Annotated in this window: 16 protein-coding genes; 11 read left to right on the top strand and 5 right to left on the bottom strand. The window is 69.8% G+C overall.

Annotation, left to right across the window (positions count from 1 at the left end; genetic code table 11):
• Window positions 1-6: 6 nt before the first annotated feature.
• The 6 genes from bcsE to GEM_RS10165 are packed head-to-tail and all read left to right on the top strand — an operon-like array spanning window position 7 to window position 7,225.
• Complete coding sequence (gene bcsE, locus GEM_RS10190; RefSeq protein ID WP_014897321.1) at window positions 7-1,953, top strand: cellulose biosynthesis protein BcsE; 1,947 nt, start codon at window positions 7-9, stop codon at window positions 1,951-1,953.
• Window positions 1,950-2,159 carry a hypothetical protein gene (locus tag GEM_RS10185; RefSeq protein ID WP_014897320.1) on the top strand — a complete coding sequence of 70 codons (210 nt, stop codon included), beginning with the start codon at window positions 1,950-1,952 and terminating at the stop codon, window positions 2,157-2,159. Before bcsE ends, GEM_RS10185 begins: the two co-directional genes overlap by 4 nt.
• Window positions 2,156-2,932, top strand: a complete 777-nt coding sequence (gene bcsQ / locus GEM_RS10180) for a cellulose biosynthesis protein BcsQ (protein ID WP_014897319.1) — start codon at window positions 2,156-2,158, stop codon at window positions 2,930-2,932. The genes GEM_RS10185 and bcsQ overlap by 4 nt, the downstream gene beginning before the upstream one ends.
• Window positions 2,929-5,466 carry a UDP-forming cellulose synthase catalytic subunit gene (gene bcsA / locus GEM_RS10175; protein WP_014897318.1) on the top strand — a complete coding sequence of 846 codons (2,538 nt, stop codon included), beginning with the start codon at window positions 2,929-2,931 and terminating at the stop codon, window positions 5,464-5,466. Before bcsQ ends, bcsA begins: the two co-directional genes overlap by 4 nt.
• Before the next feature lie 26 nt (window positions 5,467-5,492).
• Window positions 5,493-7,049 (top strand): cellulose biosynthesis protein BcsG, encoded by a 1,557-nt coding sequence (gene bcsG, locus GEM_RS10170; RefSeq protein ID WP_014897317.1) that lies wholly within the window; start codon window positions 5,493-5,495, stop codon window positions 7,047-7,049.
• On the top strand, window positions 7,031-7,225 hold the full coding sequence (locus GEM_RS10165) for a hypothetical protein (RefSeq protein ID WP_014897316.1): 195 nt from the start codon (window positions 7,031-7,033) through the stop codon (window positions 7,223-7,225). Before bcsG ends, GEM_RS10165 begins: the two co-directional genes overlap by 19 nt.
• Before the next feature lie 65 nt (window positions 7,226-7,290).
• On the opposite strand, the gene GEM_RS10160 is transcribed toward GEM_RS10165, so the two are convergent.
• The 4 genes from GEM_RS10160 to GEM_RS10145 are packed head-to-tail and all read right to left on the bottom strand — an operon-like array spanning window position 7,291 to window position 10,517.
• Window positions 7,291-8,175 carry a pirin family protein gene (locus tag GEM_RS10160; protein WP_014897315.1) on the bottom strand — a complete coding sequence of 295 codons (885 nt, stop codon included), beginning with the start codon at window positions 8,173-8,175 and terminating at the stop codon, window positions 7,291-7,293.
• A gap of 31 nt (window positions 8,176-8,206) precedes the next feature.
• Window positions 8,207-8,599 (bottom strand): OsmC family protein, encoded by a 393-nt coding sequence (locus tag GEM_RS10155; protein WP_014897314.1) that lies wholly within the window; start codon window positions 8,597-8,599, stop codon window positions 8,207-8,209.
• 51 nt (window positions 8,600-8,650) lie between these two features.
• Window positions 8,651-10,231, bottom strand: coding sequence for a cation:proton antiporter (locus tag GEM_RS10150; RefSeq protein WP_014897313.1), 1,581 nt, complete (start codon window positions 10,229-10,231; stop codon window positions 8,651-8,653).
• A 25-nt stretch (window positions 10,232-10,256) separates the two neighbouring features.
• Entirely contained in the window at window positions 10,257-10,517 is a 261-nt protein-coding gene (locus GEM_RS10145; protein WP_014897312.1) for a XapX domain-containing protein, read from the bottom strand.
• 15 nt (window positions 10,518-10,532) lie between these two features.
• Between GEM_RS10145 and GEM_RS31190 the strand changes: the two genes are divergently transcribed.
• Both GEM_RS31190 and GEM_RS10140 read left to right on the top strand, forming a co-directional pair.
• Window positions 10,533-10,718 (top strand): hypothetical protein, encoded by a 186-nt coding sequence (locus GEM_RS31190; protein ID WP_148283814.1) that lies wholly within the window; start codon window positions 10,533-10,535, stop codon window positions 10,716-10,718.
• Between the two features lie 74 nt (window positions 10,719-10,792).
• Window positions 10,793-11,479, top strand: coding sequence for a hydrolase (locus tag GEM_RS10140; RefSeq protein WP_014897311.1), 687 nt, complete (start codon window positions 10,793-10,795; stop codon window positions 11,477-11,479).
• Window positions 11,480-11,523: 44 nt separating this feature from the next.
• On the opposite strand, the gene GEM_RS10135 is transcribed toward GEM_RS10140, so the two are convergent.
• A complete protein-coding gene (locus GEM_RS10135) occupies window positions 11,524-12,447 on the bottom strand; it encodes a LysR family transcriptional regulator (protein ID WP_014897310.1) in 924 nt (307 codons plus the stop codon).
• A gap of 101 nt (window positions 12,448-12,548) precedes the next feature.
• Between GEM_RS10135 and GEM_RS10130 the strand changes: the two genes are divergently transcribed.
• The 3 genes from GEM_RS10130 to GEM_RS10120 are packed head-to-tail and all read left to right on the top strand — an operon-like array spanning window position 12,549 to window position 15,078.
• Window positions 12,549-12,716, top strand: a complete 168-nt coding sequence (locus GEM_RS10130) for a DUF1427 family protein (RefSeq protein ID WP_014897309.1) — start codon at window positions 12,549-12,551, stop codon at window positions 12,714-12,716.
• A gap of 18 nt (window positions 12,717-12,734) precedes the next feature.
• Complete coding sequence (locus tag GEM_RS10125; RefSeq protein ID WP_014897308.1) at window positions 12,735-14,624, top strand: amidohydrolase; 1,890 nt, start codon at window positions 12,735-12,737, stop codon at window positions 14,622-14,624.
• Between the two features lies 1 nt (window position 14,625).
• Window positions 14,626-15,078, top strand: coding sequence for a DoxX family protein (locus GEM_RS10120; protein WP_014897307.1), 453 nt, complete (start codon window positions 14,626-14,628; stop codon window positions 15,076-15,078).
• Window position 15,079: the final 1 nt, after the last annotated feature.

Raw genomic sequence — 15,079 nt, 5'->3', positions numbered from 1 at the left:
GAACGCGTGAATACGGAAATCGATGCCACCCGTCCCGCGCTCGGCGCTGCCGGCCTGCTGGGCCGGCTGCGCCTGCTGCTGCGCATGGGTCCGGCCGGCGTTCGCGTCGGCCCGCTGAGCCGGCTCGCGATCGACGGGCTGCCCGATACGTGGACGCAACTGGAAGCGGGCGGCTTGTATACCGTCTATGCCGCCGCCGGTACGCCGGCGTGCGATGCGCTGGTGTGGGAGAGCGCGCGGCAGTCGCGCACGCGCAACGTGACCGTCGTGCTGTCCCGCGACGCGGCGCGCGTCGCCACGCAGCTGCAGGCGCACGGTTTCGCGGGCGGCGCGCAGCCGGCCGGCTGGCCGCGCAACCTGAACGTACTGGCGATGCCGCCGGTGCGCGAACTGGCCGACGGCGCTGCCGCGACGGAACCGGGCGCGCCGAGGCGCGCGGCGCCCGGGCCGTTCGCACGGCTCACGGGCGGCTTGCGCGCGATGAAGCGCTACGGCTTTCGCGCGCGTTCGCTGTATTTCATCGAAGGCGCGCAACGCTGGTTCAGCTGGGACGATCCGGCCGCACTCGCGGAAGAAGCGCATGCACTCGCCGACTGGTGCCGCACGCACCGGATCGCGCTGGTGCTGCTGGTCGACCCCGAGATCGTGCGCACCGGCGCCGATCCGGATACCGACGATCCGCCGCTCGTGCGCGATACGAATCGCGCGCCGCGCAGCGGCTTTCACGGCGTGTGCGCGGGGGTCGCGCAGTTGCAGCGCACGCACGGCGAGCTGCTGTGGGTCGTCGATTTCTGGCGCGCGGGCGACACGCTCGCGGCCGGCGAGGTGCGGCCGCTGCGCTTCGCGCCGGGCGGCCGGCTCGCGGCGATCGTCGACGGCGCCGCCGCCGAGCCGTCGCGCCGGATGAAGCTCGCGACCGACGAGGATCGCGTCGTCGTCAGCCGCGCGGTGCTCGACGACGCGGGCCGCGTGCCCGCCGACTGGGAAATCGTCGACGACAACGCGGCGGTCGTCGCCGCCTGTGCGCACGCGCAGGCCGCGACCGCGGTGCTCGCGTTCCGCTCGCATGCGCAGCTCGAAGCGCTGTGCGCGGCGGTTCACGCGCTGCGCCGGCAGTGCGGCGGTGCATTGAAGATCGCGGTGGTCGAACGCGACGAGGTGCTGCGCCAGCAGTTCGAGATGCTGCTGCTGAGCGTCGGCGCGAACCGCGTCGTCGCGCGCGACCTGCCGGCGTCGCGGATGCATGCCGCCGTGCATGCGCTGCGCGGGCAGCTCTATGCGCGGCCCGTCGCGCCCGACTATCGCGCGGCGCTCGCGGCCGCGCTCGGCGATTCGGTGCTCGGCTACCTGCCGGTCGGCGCGTTCTGCCTGCGGATTCGCGCGGTGCTCGATCGCGGCGCCGTGCTCGCGCTGCCGCACACGCTCGCGAAGATCGCGCTGTTGCCCGGCGTATCGCACGTCGATGCGCTGCGGCATTGCCGGCCGCGCCGCGCGGGCGACGTCGTGACGGCCGACGCCGGGCACCTGTACGTGTTCCTGTTCGCGTGCGAACCGGCCGACGCCGAGGAAGCGCTCGCGCGGATCTTCGACGTGCCGGTCGATACGCTGTCCGACCGGGTCGTGTGCCTCGCGGAGGGCAGCATCGACACCGAGCTAGATGCGCTGAAGACCGAGAACCGGCGAGCGCCGATCGCCGACTACAGCGACCTGTTCGCGGCAGCGAAGCCGCCCGGCGCGCCGGCCGAACGCACGAGCGACGGCGCGGCGAGCGCGGAAGCGGGCCACGTGGCCGGGTCGGCCGACCTGCACATCGATGTCGCGCCGCGACCCGTGGGCGGCGAGGACACCGTGCCGGCGGCAGACGCGCCGGCACCGTCCGCCGAATTTTCCGCCGCGCGTATGCGCGGCGCCATCCGCAGCGCGATGCCGCTGCGCAAGCCGGAGGGCCCATGATCGCCGAACTCGTCATCGGTTTCATCGTCGGCATCGCGATCGCGGTGCCGGTGTGGATCGTCGCGCAGCACCTGGGCCTCGGTCGCGGCTTTCATGCGCCGCGCGGGCTGCACCGGCGCGACACGGTGCCGTGCGAACTGGTGCCGGTCGCGCTGCGCGGGCGCCTGTTGCCCGATGCCGGCGGCGCCGGCAAGGCGGCGCCATGAAGACGATCGCGATCACGTCGACGACGGGCGGCGCCGGCCGCACGACGCTTGCCGGCGCGCTGGCGGTGCTGCTCGCGCGGCGCGGCCGGCCGGTGGTCGCGGTCGAGTTCGATCCGCAGAACCTGATGGGCGCGACGCTCGGGCTCGACACGCTGGCCGAGCACGGCCTCGCGCACAGCCTGCTCGGCGACCCCGCGCCATGGCACGCGCATACGTGGCGCAATGCCGACGGCGTGCTGTTCGTGCCGTACGGGCAGGTCGACGCGGCGGACGCCGCCGCCTGCGACGCGCGGCTCGCGGCGGATGCCGCGTGGCTGTCGCGCGCGCTCGGCGAAGTCGCGCTGCCGGCGGACGGCGTCGTGCTGGTCGACACCGCGCGCTATCCGTCGCCGCAGGCCGAGCACGCGATCCGCGCCGCGGACCTGACGCTCGTCGTCGTGCCGCCCGAACCGGCTGCGTGCGCGACGGTCGCCGCACGGCTCGACGCGCTGCGGGCCGGCGGCGACATGCAGATCGTCGTCAACCGGCTGAACCCGGCGCGTGACATGCAGCGCGATGCGATCGCGATGCTGCGCGCGGTTGCCGGGTCGGCGTCGATGCTCGAGCAGCGGATCCACCTCGACGCGGCGGTACCCGAAACGCTTGCGCGCGGTAGCTGGATCTTCGACGACGCGCCGTATTCGCAAACCTCGCACGACCTGAATGGCGTCGCGAACTGGGTCGATGCGTGGCTCGCGGCCGCCGCGGCCGGTCGCGCGGGAGCGTCGCGATGAAGCCCGCGTTCGCGCCGCGCTGGCGTGCTGCCGCCCGCAGCGTGATCGACTGGTGCGCGCGCGGGATCGGGCTGCCCGTGCAGCGCACGCTGCTCGACTGGCTCGTGCGGCTGTTCTTCCATGCGCCGCCGCCCGGCCGGCCCGATCCGGTGCGCCACGGGGTGCGCGCGGCGTTCCTGCGGCTCGCGCACGAGTGGGGCGTGCTGCAGCCGCTGAGTGTGCGCGAATGGCTGTGGCGCTCGATCGTACGCGCACCGCGTGCGGCCGACGGCCGGCCCGCGCGCGATCCGCTTGCGTGGTTCGACAAGTGCGTCGTGCCCGTCTACGTCGCGGCGCGCGCGCTCGGCATGCGCATCAACGCGCTGCTCGAGCGCCTGCCGTGGATGCGCTGGGGCGGCTGGCTCGACGCGCGCGCACACGGCGTCGGCCGGCACCGCTGGCTCGCGCCGCTGCTGCTGATCGCCGGCGCGCTGTTGTGGGCGGTGGCCGGGATGTCGCCGCTGATGCCCGGCGCGCAGTTCGCGTTCTTCGCGATCGTCGCGGTGCTGGCGCTCGCGCTGCGCCGCCTGCCGGGCCACCTGCCGACACTGGCGCTCGCGTCGCTCGCGCTGCTCGCGACGGCGCGCTACGTGTGGTGGCGCACGACCCAGACGCTCGATTTCCGCAGCCCGCTGGAGGCGTTCGCCGGCTACCTGCTGTACGGCGCCGAAGCCTATACGTGGATGATCCTGCTGCTCGGTTTCGTGCAGACCGCGTGGCCGCTCGACCGGCCGCTCGTGCCGCTGCCCGACGACCCCGACCGCTGGCCGAGCGTCGACATCTACATCCCGACCTACAACGAGCCGCTGTCGGTCGTGAAGCCGACCGTGTTCGCCGCGCAGAGCATCGACTGGCCGACCGAAAAGCTGCGCGTGTACCTGCTCGACGATGGCCGCCGCCCGGAGTTCGAGGCATTCGCGCAGGAGGCGGGGATCGGCTACCTGACCCGCGACGACAACCGCCACGCGAAGGCCGGCAACATCAACCGCGCACTGCCGAAGACGCACGGCGAATACATCGCGATCTTCGACTGCGATCACGTGCCGACGCGCTCGTTCCTGCAGACCACGATGGGCGTGTTCCTGCGCGACCCGAAATGCGCGCTGGTGCAGACGCCGCACCATTTCTTCTCGCCCGATCCGTTCGAGCGCAACCTCGGCACGTTCCGCGAGATCCCGAACGAGGGCAACCTGTTCTACGGGCTCGTGCAATCGGGCAACGACCTGTGGAACGCGACGTTCTTCTGCGGGTCGTGCGCGGTGCTCAAGCGTACCGCGCTGGAAGAAGTCGGTGGCGTCGCGGTCGAGACCGTGACCGAGGACGCGCACACCGCGCTCAAGCTGCATCGCCGCGGCTACACGTCCGCGTACCTGCCGACCGTGCAGGCCGCCGGCCTCGCGACCGAGAGCCTCGCGGGCCACGTGAAGCAGCGCACGCGCTGGGCGCGCGGGATGGCGCAGATCTTCCGCATCGACAACCCGTTCCTCGGGCGCGGGCTCGGCTTCGTGCAGCGGATCTGCTACGGCAACGCGATGCTGCATTTCTTCTACGGCATCCCGCGGCTGGTGTTCCTGACGATTCCGCTCGCGTACCTGTTCTTCCACCTGTACTTCATCAATGCATCGTCGATCGCGCTCGCGAGCTACGTCATCCCGTACCTGGTGCTCGCGAACGTCGCGAACTCGCGGATGCAGGGCCGCTACCGGCATTCGTTCTGGGCCGAGGTCTACGAATCGGTGCTCGCGTGGTACATCGCGCTGCCGACCACCGTCGCGTTCTTCAGCCCGCAGCACGGCAAGTTCAACGTGACCGACAAGGGCGGCAAGATCGACGAAGGCTACGTCGACTGGTCGACGTCGAAGCCGTATCTCGTGCTGTTCGCGGTGAACGTGCTCGCGATCCTTGCCGGGCTGTGGCGGCTCGTGGCAGATCAGGGCGACGAGGCGTCGACGATCCTGATCACGCTCGGCTGGACCGTGTACAACCTCGCGATGCTCGGCGCGGCGCTGGCCGTCGCGCGCGAGACCAAGCAGGTGCGCGTCACGCACCGGATCGCGATGCGCGTGCCGGCGACGCTGCTGCTCACCGACGGCTCGACGGCCGCATGCTTCACGAGCGACTACTCGACCGGCGGTCTCGGCCTCGAGGCCGTGCCGGGGCTGTCGCTCGCGGTCGGCGACACGCTGACGGTATGCGTGACGCGCGGCGACCGGCCGTTCCCGTTCCCGGTGCGCGTGAGCCGCGTGACGCCGACCCACGTCGGCGTGAGCTTCGAGGCGCTGACGCTCGAACAGGAGCGCCAGCTCGTGCAGTGCACGTTCGGCCGCGCGGACGCGTGGCTCGACTGGCACGCGTCCGCGCGTGTCGACACGCCGTTGCGCGGGCTGAAGGAAGTGCTGCGGGTGGGCTTGGACGGTTATGTGCGGATGTGGAAGGGCGCGGCGCGCGGCGTGCAGTCGATGCTGGCGCCGAAGCTCGATCGGGCGCGCGACTGACGCGCGCTCATCACGGAGTGGTTTAGATGACGTTCTGGAATCTGTATTTCATCCTGAAGTTCGCGCTGTTCGCGACCGGCCACCTGCAGCCGCTGTGGCTCGCGAACCTCGCGTTCGCAGTGGCGCTCGCGGCGAGCGCGCCGATCCGGCAGCGTGTGTGGCGCATCGTGCGGCTCGTTGCGGCGATCGCGATCGCGGTGCCGCTGCTCGCGCGCGAGCTGCATGCGCCGCCGCTCGCGCGTCTCGCCGACGCCGCGCGCGAGGTGAGCACGTTCCGCCTCGATTACTGGATGGAGCTGCTGCCGCGCCTGTTGCCGCCGGTGCTGGTGCTGACGGTGGTGGGCGCGCTGATCGTCTATTTCATCGTCAACCGCTGGGTGCGCGTCGCGACCTTCGTGCTGGCCGTGCTGGTCGTGATGCCGCTGTGGCAAGCCGGCAGCGGGCTGATGGCGCGCGTCGTCGCGCCGCTCCCGCAGCAGCAGGCCGACGCGACGGGCGGGCGTTCCGGCCAGCCCGAGGACCACAATGCGGCGCTCGCGACGTTCCGCGCGCAGGAGTCGCAGCGGCAGGTCGCGTTCGGTCATCTCGGCAGCGATCCGTCTGCCCAGTTCGACGTGATCGTGCTGCACATCTGCTCGCTGTCGTGGGACGACCTCGATGCCGCGAAGGTGCGCAATCATCCGATGCTGAGCCACTTCGACTACCTGTTCACGAACTTCAGCACGGCCGCGAGCTACAGCGGCCCGGCCGCGATCCGCGTGCTGCGCGCGAGCTGCGGGCAGGAAGCGCACGCGGACCTGTACAAGCCGGCGCCGCAGCAGTGCTACCTGTTCTCGCAGCTCGCGTCCGCCGGCTATACGGTGCAGTCGCTGCTGAACCACGACGGCCATTTCGACAACTTCCTGCAGGTCATTCACGACAACATCGGCGTGCCCGACGCGCCGCCGGTCTCGAACGCAGCCGTGCCGGTCGCGATGCATGCGTTCGACGGCTCGGCGATCAAGGACGATTACGCGACGCTCGCGAGCTGGTACACGCAGCGCGCGTCGGTGCCGGGGCCCGTCGCGCTGTACTACAACACGATCAGCATGCACGACGGCAACCGCGTGGTCGGGAGTGCGCTCACCAGCATCGATTCGTATCCGCAGCGCGCGACCAAGCTGATGAACGATTTCGACCGGCTCGCCGACCTGATCGCGCAGTCGGGCCGGCGCGCGGTGATCGTGTTCGTGCCCGAGCACGGCGCCGCGCTGCGCGGCGACAAGAACCAGATCGCGGGGCTGCGCGAGATTCCGACGCCGGGCGTGATTCACGGGCCGGTCGGCGTGCGGCTCGTCGGGTTCGCCGGCAATCACGGCACGGCGACGGTGATCGACCAGCCGACCAGCTTCCTTGCGCTCGCGCAGCTGCTGTCGAACCTCGTGTCGAACAGCCCGTTCAAGCCCGGCGTGACGCTCGCGCAATACGCGGCCGACCTGCCGCGCACGCGGATGGTCGGCGAGAATGAGGGCACGGTGACGATGCGGACGACCGCAGGCTATGCGGTCAAGACTCCGGACGGCGTATGGATCGACGAACAGTAAATGTTGGCGAAGGCGACGACGATCGCCTGTCGCAACCGAACGATGTGCTCGGCCTCGCGCGGCACCTGCCCGCGCTGGACCCGGCACGCTATGTCGACGAGCAGGCGCGGCGCGCGTTCGTCGAATCGCTCGACCGCTGGCCGGTGCTTGCGAAGCTGATGGGCTTGACGCGCTAAACGCACGGCAGGTAAACGCACAGCGGCCGGCGTGGATGCCGGCCGCTGTGCGTCGATGGACGGCCTTAGTGCGCCTTGCGTTCCGGCTGGTGCGTCCACTCGTTTTCTTCGCCCGGCACCTTGCCGAAGGTCTGCGCGGCCCACGCATTGCGGGCCGCTTCGATCTTGGCGCGCTCGCTCGACACGAAATTCCATTCGATGAACCGCTCGCCCGGCAGGTGCGCACCGCCGAGCAGCATCACGCGCGCGCCGCTCGCGCTGGCGAGCGCGACGCTCGCGCCGGGTTCGAGCACCGCCATCGTCGCGGGTGCGAGCGGCGTGCCGTCGATCGTCAGGTCGCCGTCGACCAGATACACGCCGCGCTCGTCGTGTTCCGCATCGAGCGCGAGCTGCCCGCCCGCCGCGAATTCCGCATACGCATAGAGCGTCGGCGAGAACACGGCGACCGGCGACGTGAGCCCGAACGCGGTGCCCGCGATCACGCGTACGGTCGCGCCGTCGCGCGTGAACGACGGCAGCGTGTCGGCCGCATGATGGACGAACGCGGGTGCGGTGTCCTCGTGCTCGACCGGCAGCGCGACCCAGGTCTGGATCCCGTGCACGGGCTGCTCGCGCGGCCGGTCCTCGTCGGGCGAACGTTCCGAATGGACGATGCCGCGGCCGGCCGTCATCCAGTTCACGTCGCCGGGCACGATCTTCTGCCGGAAGCCGAGGCTGTCGTGATGCATCAGCGTGCCGTCGAACAGGTAGGTGACGGTCGCGAGGCCGATGTGCGGATGCGGCAGCACGTCGATGCCGCGGCCGGCCGGCAGCACGGCCGGCCCCATCTCGTCGAAGAAGATGAACGGGCCGACGAGGCGCGCGGCGCGCGCGGGCAGCACGCGGCGCACGACGAGGTTGCCGATGTCGCTCTCGCGCGGCGTGAGCAGGGTCTTGATCGATGCGGACATGGTGAGGGTCTCGTGGTCGGAGGGCGATGCGTCAGGCGACTGCCGTGTCGATCGTGATCGGATGCGTGAGGATCTTGTGCACCGGGCATGCGTTCGCGATCTGCAGCAGGCGCTCGCGCTGTTCGTCCGACAGGTCGCCGTCGAGCGTGATGCGGCGCATGATCGTGCTGCCGGCGCTGCCCGATTCGTGCGCGAGCTTTACGTGCACTTCGGCGAGCGGCCAGCCCTTGCGTTGCGCGTACATCTTCAGCGTGATCGCGGTGCAGGCGCCGAGGCTCGACAGCAGCAGCGCGACGGGCGTCGGTGCCGTGTCGCCGCCGCCGAGCGACGCCGGTTCGTCGGCGCGCCACTGATGCACGCCATCGGTGAAATGGACCAGGTAATCGACCGAGCCGATGCTCGCTTCGACGGACAGTTCGCTCATTGCAATTCCATGTGGGGAAGGGGGGCGGGCCGGCGTCCGGCCGGCCGGGCGTTACGGTTCGAGCAGGCGCTGCAGCCGCAGTTCCTCGAAATCCAGCTCGGATTCTATGCGGTGCAGCACCGCGTCGTCGACCCGGCCGTCGCGATGCAGGTCGAGCAACGCGTCGCGCGACACGCCGACCAGCTCGAGCTCGACGCGCAGCATGCGCGCACGGATGTCGGCCGGCTCCGCGCCGTCGCGGTGCGCGCGTTCGTTGAAGGCGACCCGGCTCCGGTATTCGGTCAGCAGGCGGTCGAGCGACGCGCGTTCGAGGCCCGAGCCGCGCTGCTCGCGGGCGTCGAGCTCGGCGAGCGCCGCGCCGAACGTATGCGCGCGCACCGCATGCTCGGACATCGTGTGCCGCGCGGCCGGGCGCAGCTTCAGCACGCGGATCAGCGGCGCGAGCGTGCCGCCCTGCACGACCAGCGTCGCGATGATCAGCAGGAACGTGCTGAACAGGATCAGGTCGCGGCCGGGGAAGTTACCCGGCAGCGCGATCGCGGCGGCGAGGCTCACGACGCCGCGCATGCCGGACCAGCCGAGCACGACCGCCTCGCGCCACGACCACGCGGTGTGGCCTGCGCGCGGCGCGCGCAGGCGTCCCGGCAGCCACATCGCGACGAACACCCACACGACGCGCGCGGCGATCGCGGCGGCCGTCGCCGGCAGCGCGACGCGCAGGCCGGCCATCAGCACCGCGCCTTCGTGGTTCACGCCGGCGAGGATCGCGTGCAGCGCGAGGCCGATCAGGATGAACACGAGCGCGTCGAGCACGAACACGATCGCTTCCCAGGTCGCCTTCGCCTTGATCCGCAGGTCCGCGTCGAACACGCGATGCTGGCGCACGCCGAGCACGAGGCCGCAGGTCACGACCGACAGCACGCCCGAGCCGTGGACGGCTTCGGCGATCCCGTAGCTGCCCCACGCCATCGCGAAGGTCACGACGATGCCGAGCATCGGCTCGCGCAGGCGCTGCAGCACCCAGCACATCGCATGGCCGCACGCGAGGCCGACCGCGATGCCGATCAGCGTGAGCGAAAAGAACAGGCCGGTGGCGCTCGCGGTCGTGATCGTCACGGCCAGCGCGGCCGAGACGGCCATCTGGTACAGCAGCAGGCCGGATGCGTCGTTGACGAGGCTTTCGCCTTCGAGCACCGCGACCAGCCGCGCGGGCAGCGGATGACGCTGCAGGATCGCCTTCGCGGCGACCGCGTCGGGCGGCGACACGATCGCGCCGAGCGTGAAGCACGCGGCCCACGGCAACGCCGGGTTCATCGCATGCACGGCGAGCGCGACCGCGACGGTCGTGAACACCACCGCGCCGAGCGCGAGCGAGGCGATCGACGCGAGCTCGTGCCGGAACTCCTTCCACGCCGTATAGAAGCCGCTTGACATCAGCAGCGGCGGCAGCACGGCCGCGAGCAGCAGCGCCGGGTCCATGTCGGGCGTGCGCTTGCCCGCGACGGCCACCACGCAGCCGCCGAGCAGCAGCACGACGGCCGGCGGAATCGACACGCGTTCGGCGAGCCAGGTGAGCGCGCCCGCGCCGCAGATCAACAGCAGCAGGTAATGGAACAGCTCGACGTTGCTCATGCGCGGCGCATGCAGAGAGACTGCGTCACGACGGCTTGCGCTCGTTCGTGCTGCCGCCCGGCAGCGCGCCGAACATGTGCTGGCCGCACTTCGCGTCGCGCCATGCCGCGTTCAGCCGGTGGCCCGCGAGCATGCGCCGCGCGATGGGCAGGATCTGCTCGCCGGCCAGCATGCCGAGCAGGCCGGTGAGCGCGATGACCGGTGGCGCGGGCGAATTCACGCCGAGCGTGCCGTAGATCACGCCGGCGAGAATGCCGGCGAGCAGCGAGAAGACATACGGTTTCATGGTAAGCATTCCGTCATGGCCGACCGGTACCGGAGCGGCACCGTCAAGGTCTTGAAAGGGTATCGGGTTTGCGTGAAGAAAAAAAGGGCGAGCGTGCCCGAACGGACGCCGTTTCCGGAATTGCATCGATTCCGTTTCTTGGGTGTTCGCGCCGCGCGTTTGCGGATTAAATATTTCGAGCCGGATGACGATCCGGCGTGACGCACCTCCGGCTCCTCCCGTTCTCACGGTCGAGGCAAGCCCCCCTTTTTTTCGTTCACAGGACTCGATGCGCCATGAGCAATCCGAAGCTTGAAGTACTTACTCCGCAGAACAGCCAGCTGATCTTCATCGACCAGCAGCCGCAGATGGCGTTCGGTGTGCAGTCGATCGATCGCCAGACGTTGAAGAACAACGTCGTCGGGCTCGCGAAGGCAGCGAAGGCATTCAACATCCCGACCACCATCACGACGGTCGAGACCGAGAGCTTTTCGGGGCACACCTATCCCGAACTGCTCGACGTGTTCCCGAACCAGAAGACGCTCGAACGCACGTCGATGAACTCGTGGGACGACCAGAAGGTGCGCGACGCGCTGGCCGCGAACGGCCGCAAGAAGGTGATCGTGTCGGGCCTGTGGACCGAGGTCTGCAATACGACGTTCGCGCTCTGCGCGATGCTCGAAGGCGACTACGAGATCTACATGGTGGCCGATGCATCGGGTGGCACGTCGCAGGCCGCGCACGACTTCGCGATGCAGCGGATGGTGCAGGCGGGCGTGGTGCCGGTCACGTGGCAGCAGGTCATCCTGGAATGGCAGCGCGACTGGGCGCGCCGCGACACGTACGACGCGGTGATGGCGGTCGTGAAGGAGCATTCCGGCGCGTACGGGATGGGCGTCGACTACGCGTACACGATGGTCCACAAGGCGCCGCAGCGCACCGCGACGCCGCACGAGTCGATCCCGGCCGTGCCGGCGAAGTAACGCGCCGCCCGCCGTGATCGTCGCGGGCGGCGGCTGCCGTTCGCTCAGTCCACGGGCAGTGCCCACGGCGCGTGCGAGAAATGTTCGGCGAGGAAATCCAGCAGCACCGTCACCCGTGCGGCGCGCAGCATGCCGGGCGGCGTGACGAGGTTGACGTTGATGTCCGCGATCTTCCAGTCGTGCATCACTTCCTCGAGCTCGCCGCGCTGCAGCTCGTCCCACACCAGGAACTCGGGCTGCAGTGCGAGGCCGTGGCCGGCGACGAGCGCAGGGACGATCACGTCGGCGTTGTTGGTGCGGATGCGTCCGTGCACCGAGACGCCGACGTCCTCGCCCGATCCCGGATGGCGGAAGCGCCAGTACTCGGGGGTCGGCAGGTTCGTGTAGGTGAGGCACACGTGCTGTTCGATGTCGCGCGGATGCTCGGGCCGGCCGTGCCGGTCGAGATACGCGGGCGATGCGACGAGCGGCCGGCGCACCGCACACAGCTTGCGCGAGCGCAGCGACGAATCGCTGAGCTCGGCGATGCGGATCGCGACGTCGAAGCCGCCGGACACGATGTCGACGATGTGGTCGGTCAGCACGAGGTCGATGTCGACGCGCGGATAACGCTCGAGGAATGCGGGCAGCAGCGGCGACAGGTGGTGCAGCCCGAACGACATCGGCGCGTTCACGCGCACGAGGCCGTGCGGTTCGAGCGCCTGCGCGGTTGCCTCGCTCTCGATCAGTTCCGCGTCGGCGAGCAGGCGGATCGCGCGGTCGCGCAGCAGTTCGCCGGTTGGCGTGAGCGACAGCTTGCGCGACGTGCGGTACAGCAGCATCGCGCCGAGGCGCTTTTCGAGCCGCGCGATCGCCTTCGACACCGTCGGTTGCGACACGCCGAGCAGTTCCGCGGCCTTGGCGAACGAACCGGTTTCCGCGACGCGCGCAAAGATGGCCCAGGCTTCGAGATCAGGAAGGGTTTGCATGGTCGGACAGGGTGACAAGGAAGGGAGGCGGATGCGACGGCAGCGAAGCATGCAGCCGACGCGATGCGGGTCATTCTAATCCGGCCTGGAGAAAAAACGTTATGGAATCTTATCTATTGTCGTTGTCGGCCGGCGTGCTGATCGGCGTCGTGTACAGCGTGATCAAGGTGCGTTCGCCCGCGCCGCCGCTGATCGCGCTGATCGGCCTCGCCGGCATGCTGATCGGCGCGCAGGCCATCGGGCCCGTGCGTCACTGGCTCGGCTTCTGACCGCATCGAGGACCCTATATGAGCGCAACCGATAATCAACCGGATCTGATCCTGCACAACGGGCGCATCACGACGCTCGACCGTGCGAACCCCGTCGCCACCGCCGTGGCGATCAAGGATGGCCGCTTCGTCGCGGTCGGCAGCAACGCGGAAGTCATGCCGCTCGCCGGCCGCGCGACCAAGGTGGTCGACCTCGACGGCCGCGCCGTGCTGCCGGGCCTGACCGACAACCACACGCACGTGATTCGCGGCGGGCTGAACTACAACCTGGAGCTGCGCTGGGACGGCGTGCGCTCGCTCGCGGTCGCGATGGAGATGCTCAAGCAGCAGGTCGCGATCACGCCGGCGCCGCAGTGGGTGCGCGTGGTCGGCGGCTTCACCGAGCACCAGTTCGCGGAAAAGCGCCTGCCGACGATCGACGAGCTCAACGCGGCCGCGCCCGATACGCCGGTGTTCATCCTGCACCTGTACGATCGCGCGCTGCTGAACGCGGCCGCGCTGCGCGTGGTCGGCTATACGAAGGACACGCCGGAGCCGCCGGGCGGCACGATCCTGCGCGACGACGCGGGCAACCCGACGGGCCTGCTGCTCGCGAACCCGAACGCGACGATCCTCTACGCGACGCTCGCGAAGGGGCCGAAGCTGCCGTTCGAGTATCAGTACAACTCGACGCGTCACTTCATGCGCGAGCTGAACCGGCTCGGTGTGACGGGCGTGATTGACGCAGGCGGCGGTTCGCAGAATTACCCCGACGATTACGAAGTGATCCGCAAGCTGCACGACGCGGGCGAGATGACGATCCGGATCGCGTACAACCTGTTCACGCAGAAGCCGAATGCCGAGAAGGAAGACTTCGTGAACTGGACGAAGAGCGTCAAGTATCACGACGGCAGCGACTACTTCCGCCACAACGGCGCGGGCGAAATGCTGGTGTTCTCGGCGGCCGATTTCGAGGACTTCCGCGTCGCGCGTCCGGACCTGCCCGCGCAGATGGAAGACGATCTCGAAGGCGTGGTGCGCGTGCTCGCGCAGAACCGCTGGCCGTGGCGCATGCACGCGACCTATGACGAAACCATCAGCCGCGCGCTCGACGTGTTCGAGAAGGTGAACAAGGACATCCCGCTTGCCGGCCTGAACTGGTTCTTCGATCATGCGGAAACGATCTCGGAGCGCTCGATGGACAGGATCGCGGCGCTCGGCGGCGGCGTCGCGGTGCAGCACCGGATGGCGTACCAGGGCGAGTACTTCGTCGAGCGCTATGGCGCGCAGGCGGCCGAGGCGACGCCGCCCGTCGCGAAGATGCTCGGCAAGGGGCTCAAGGTGTCGGCCGGCACCGATGCGACGCGCGTGGCGTCGTACAACCCGTGGGTATCGCTCGCATGGCTCGTGACGGGCAAGACGGTCGGCGGCCTGCGGATGTATCCGCAGCGCAACCTGCTCGATCGCGAAACCGCGCTGCGGATGTGGACCGAGTACGTGACGTGGTTCTCGAACGAGGAGGGCAAGAAGGGGCGCATCGTGGTCGGGCAGCTCGCCGATCTGATGGTCCCGGACCGCGATTTCTTCACATGCGCAGAGGACGATATTGCCGACACGACGGCATTGCTGACGGTGGTCGGCGGGCGGATCGTGTGGGGCGCGGGGCCGTTCGCGTCGCACGACGCGCCGATTCCGCCCGCGATGCCGGACTGGTCGCCCGTGCGGGCCTACGGCGGCTACGGCGGCTGGGGCGCGACGCAGCGAGAGGGCGCGCCGCTGCAACGGGCCGCCGCCGCGGCGATGTGCGGCTGCGCGAGCGCGTGCGGCGTGCACGGCCATGCGCATGCGGGCGCGTGGGGCCGTGCGTTGCCGACCTCGGACGCGAAGGGCTTCTGGGGTGCGTTCGGCTGTTCGTGCTGGGCGGTCTGACATGGCGGCGCGCACCGTTCATGGCAACCCGGCATGGATTCGCGCGCTGCTGTCGCAGCCGTGGGTCCTGCCGCTCGCGCGTCTCGCGCTGGTGTCCGCCTATCTGCTCGGCGGTATCGCAAAGGCGCTCGATTTCGACGGCGCGGTCGCGGAGCAGGCGCATTTCGGCCTGCATCCGGCCGCGTTGTGGGCGGCGCTCGCGATCGCGGTCGAGATCGCCGGCTCGCTCTGCGTGGTGTTTCGCCGCTTCACGTGGCTCGGCGCCGGCAGCCTCGGCATGCTGACGCTCGTCGCGATGGTCGTGGCGAACGATTTCTGGAACCGTTCGGGCGCCGAACATTTCATGGCGCTCAACAGCTTTTTCGAGCATCTCGGGCTGATCGCGGCACTCGTGCTCGCGACCGTGCTCGACGATGCACGGCAACCGGCCGGCGACGGCCGCTCCATTCGATGAC

Origin of the sequence: Burkholderia cepacia GG4, assembly GCF_000292915.1 — a bacterium.
In the GTDB taxonomy this organism is placed as follows: domain Bacteria; phylum Pseudomonadota; class Gammaproteobacteria; order Burkholderiales; family Burkholderiaceae; genus Burkholderia; species Burkholderia cepacia_D.
Note: the sequence above shows the minus strand (reverse complement) of the source record. Positions and strands in the feature narration are given on the sequence as shown.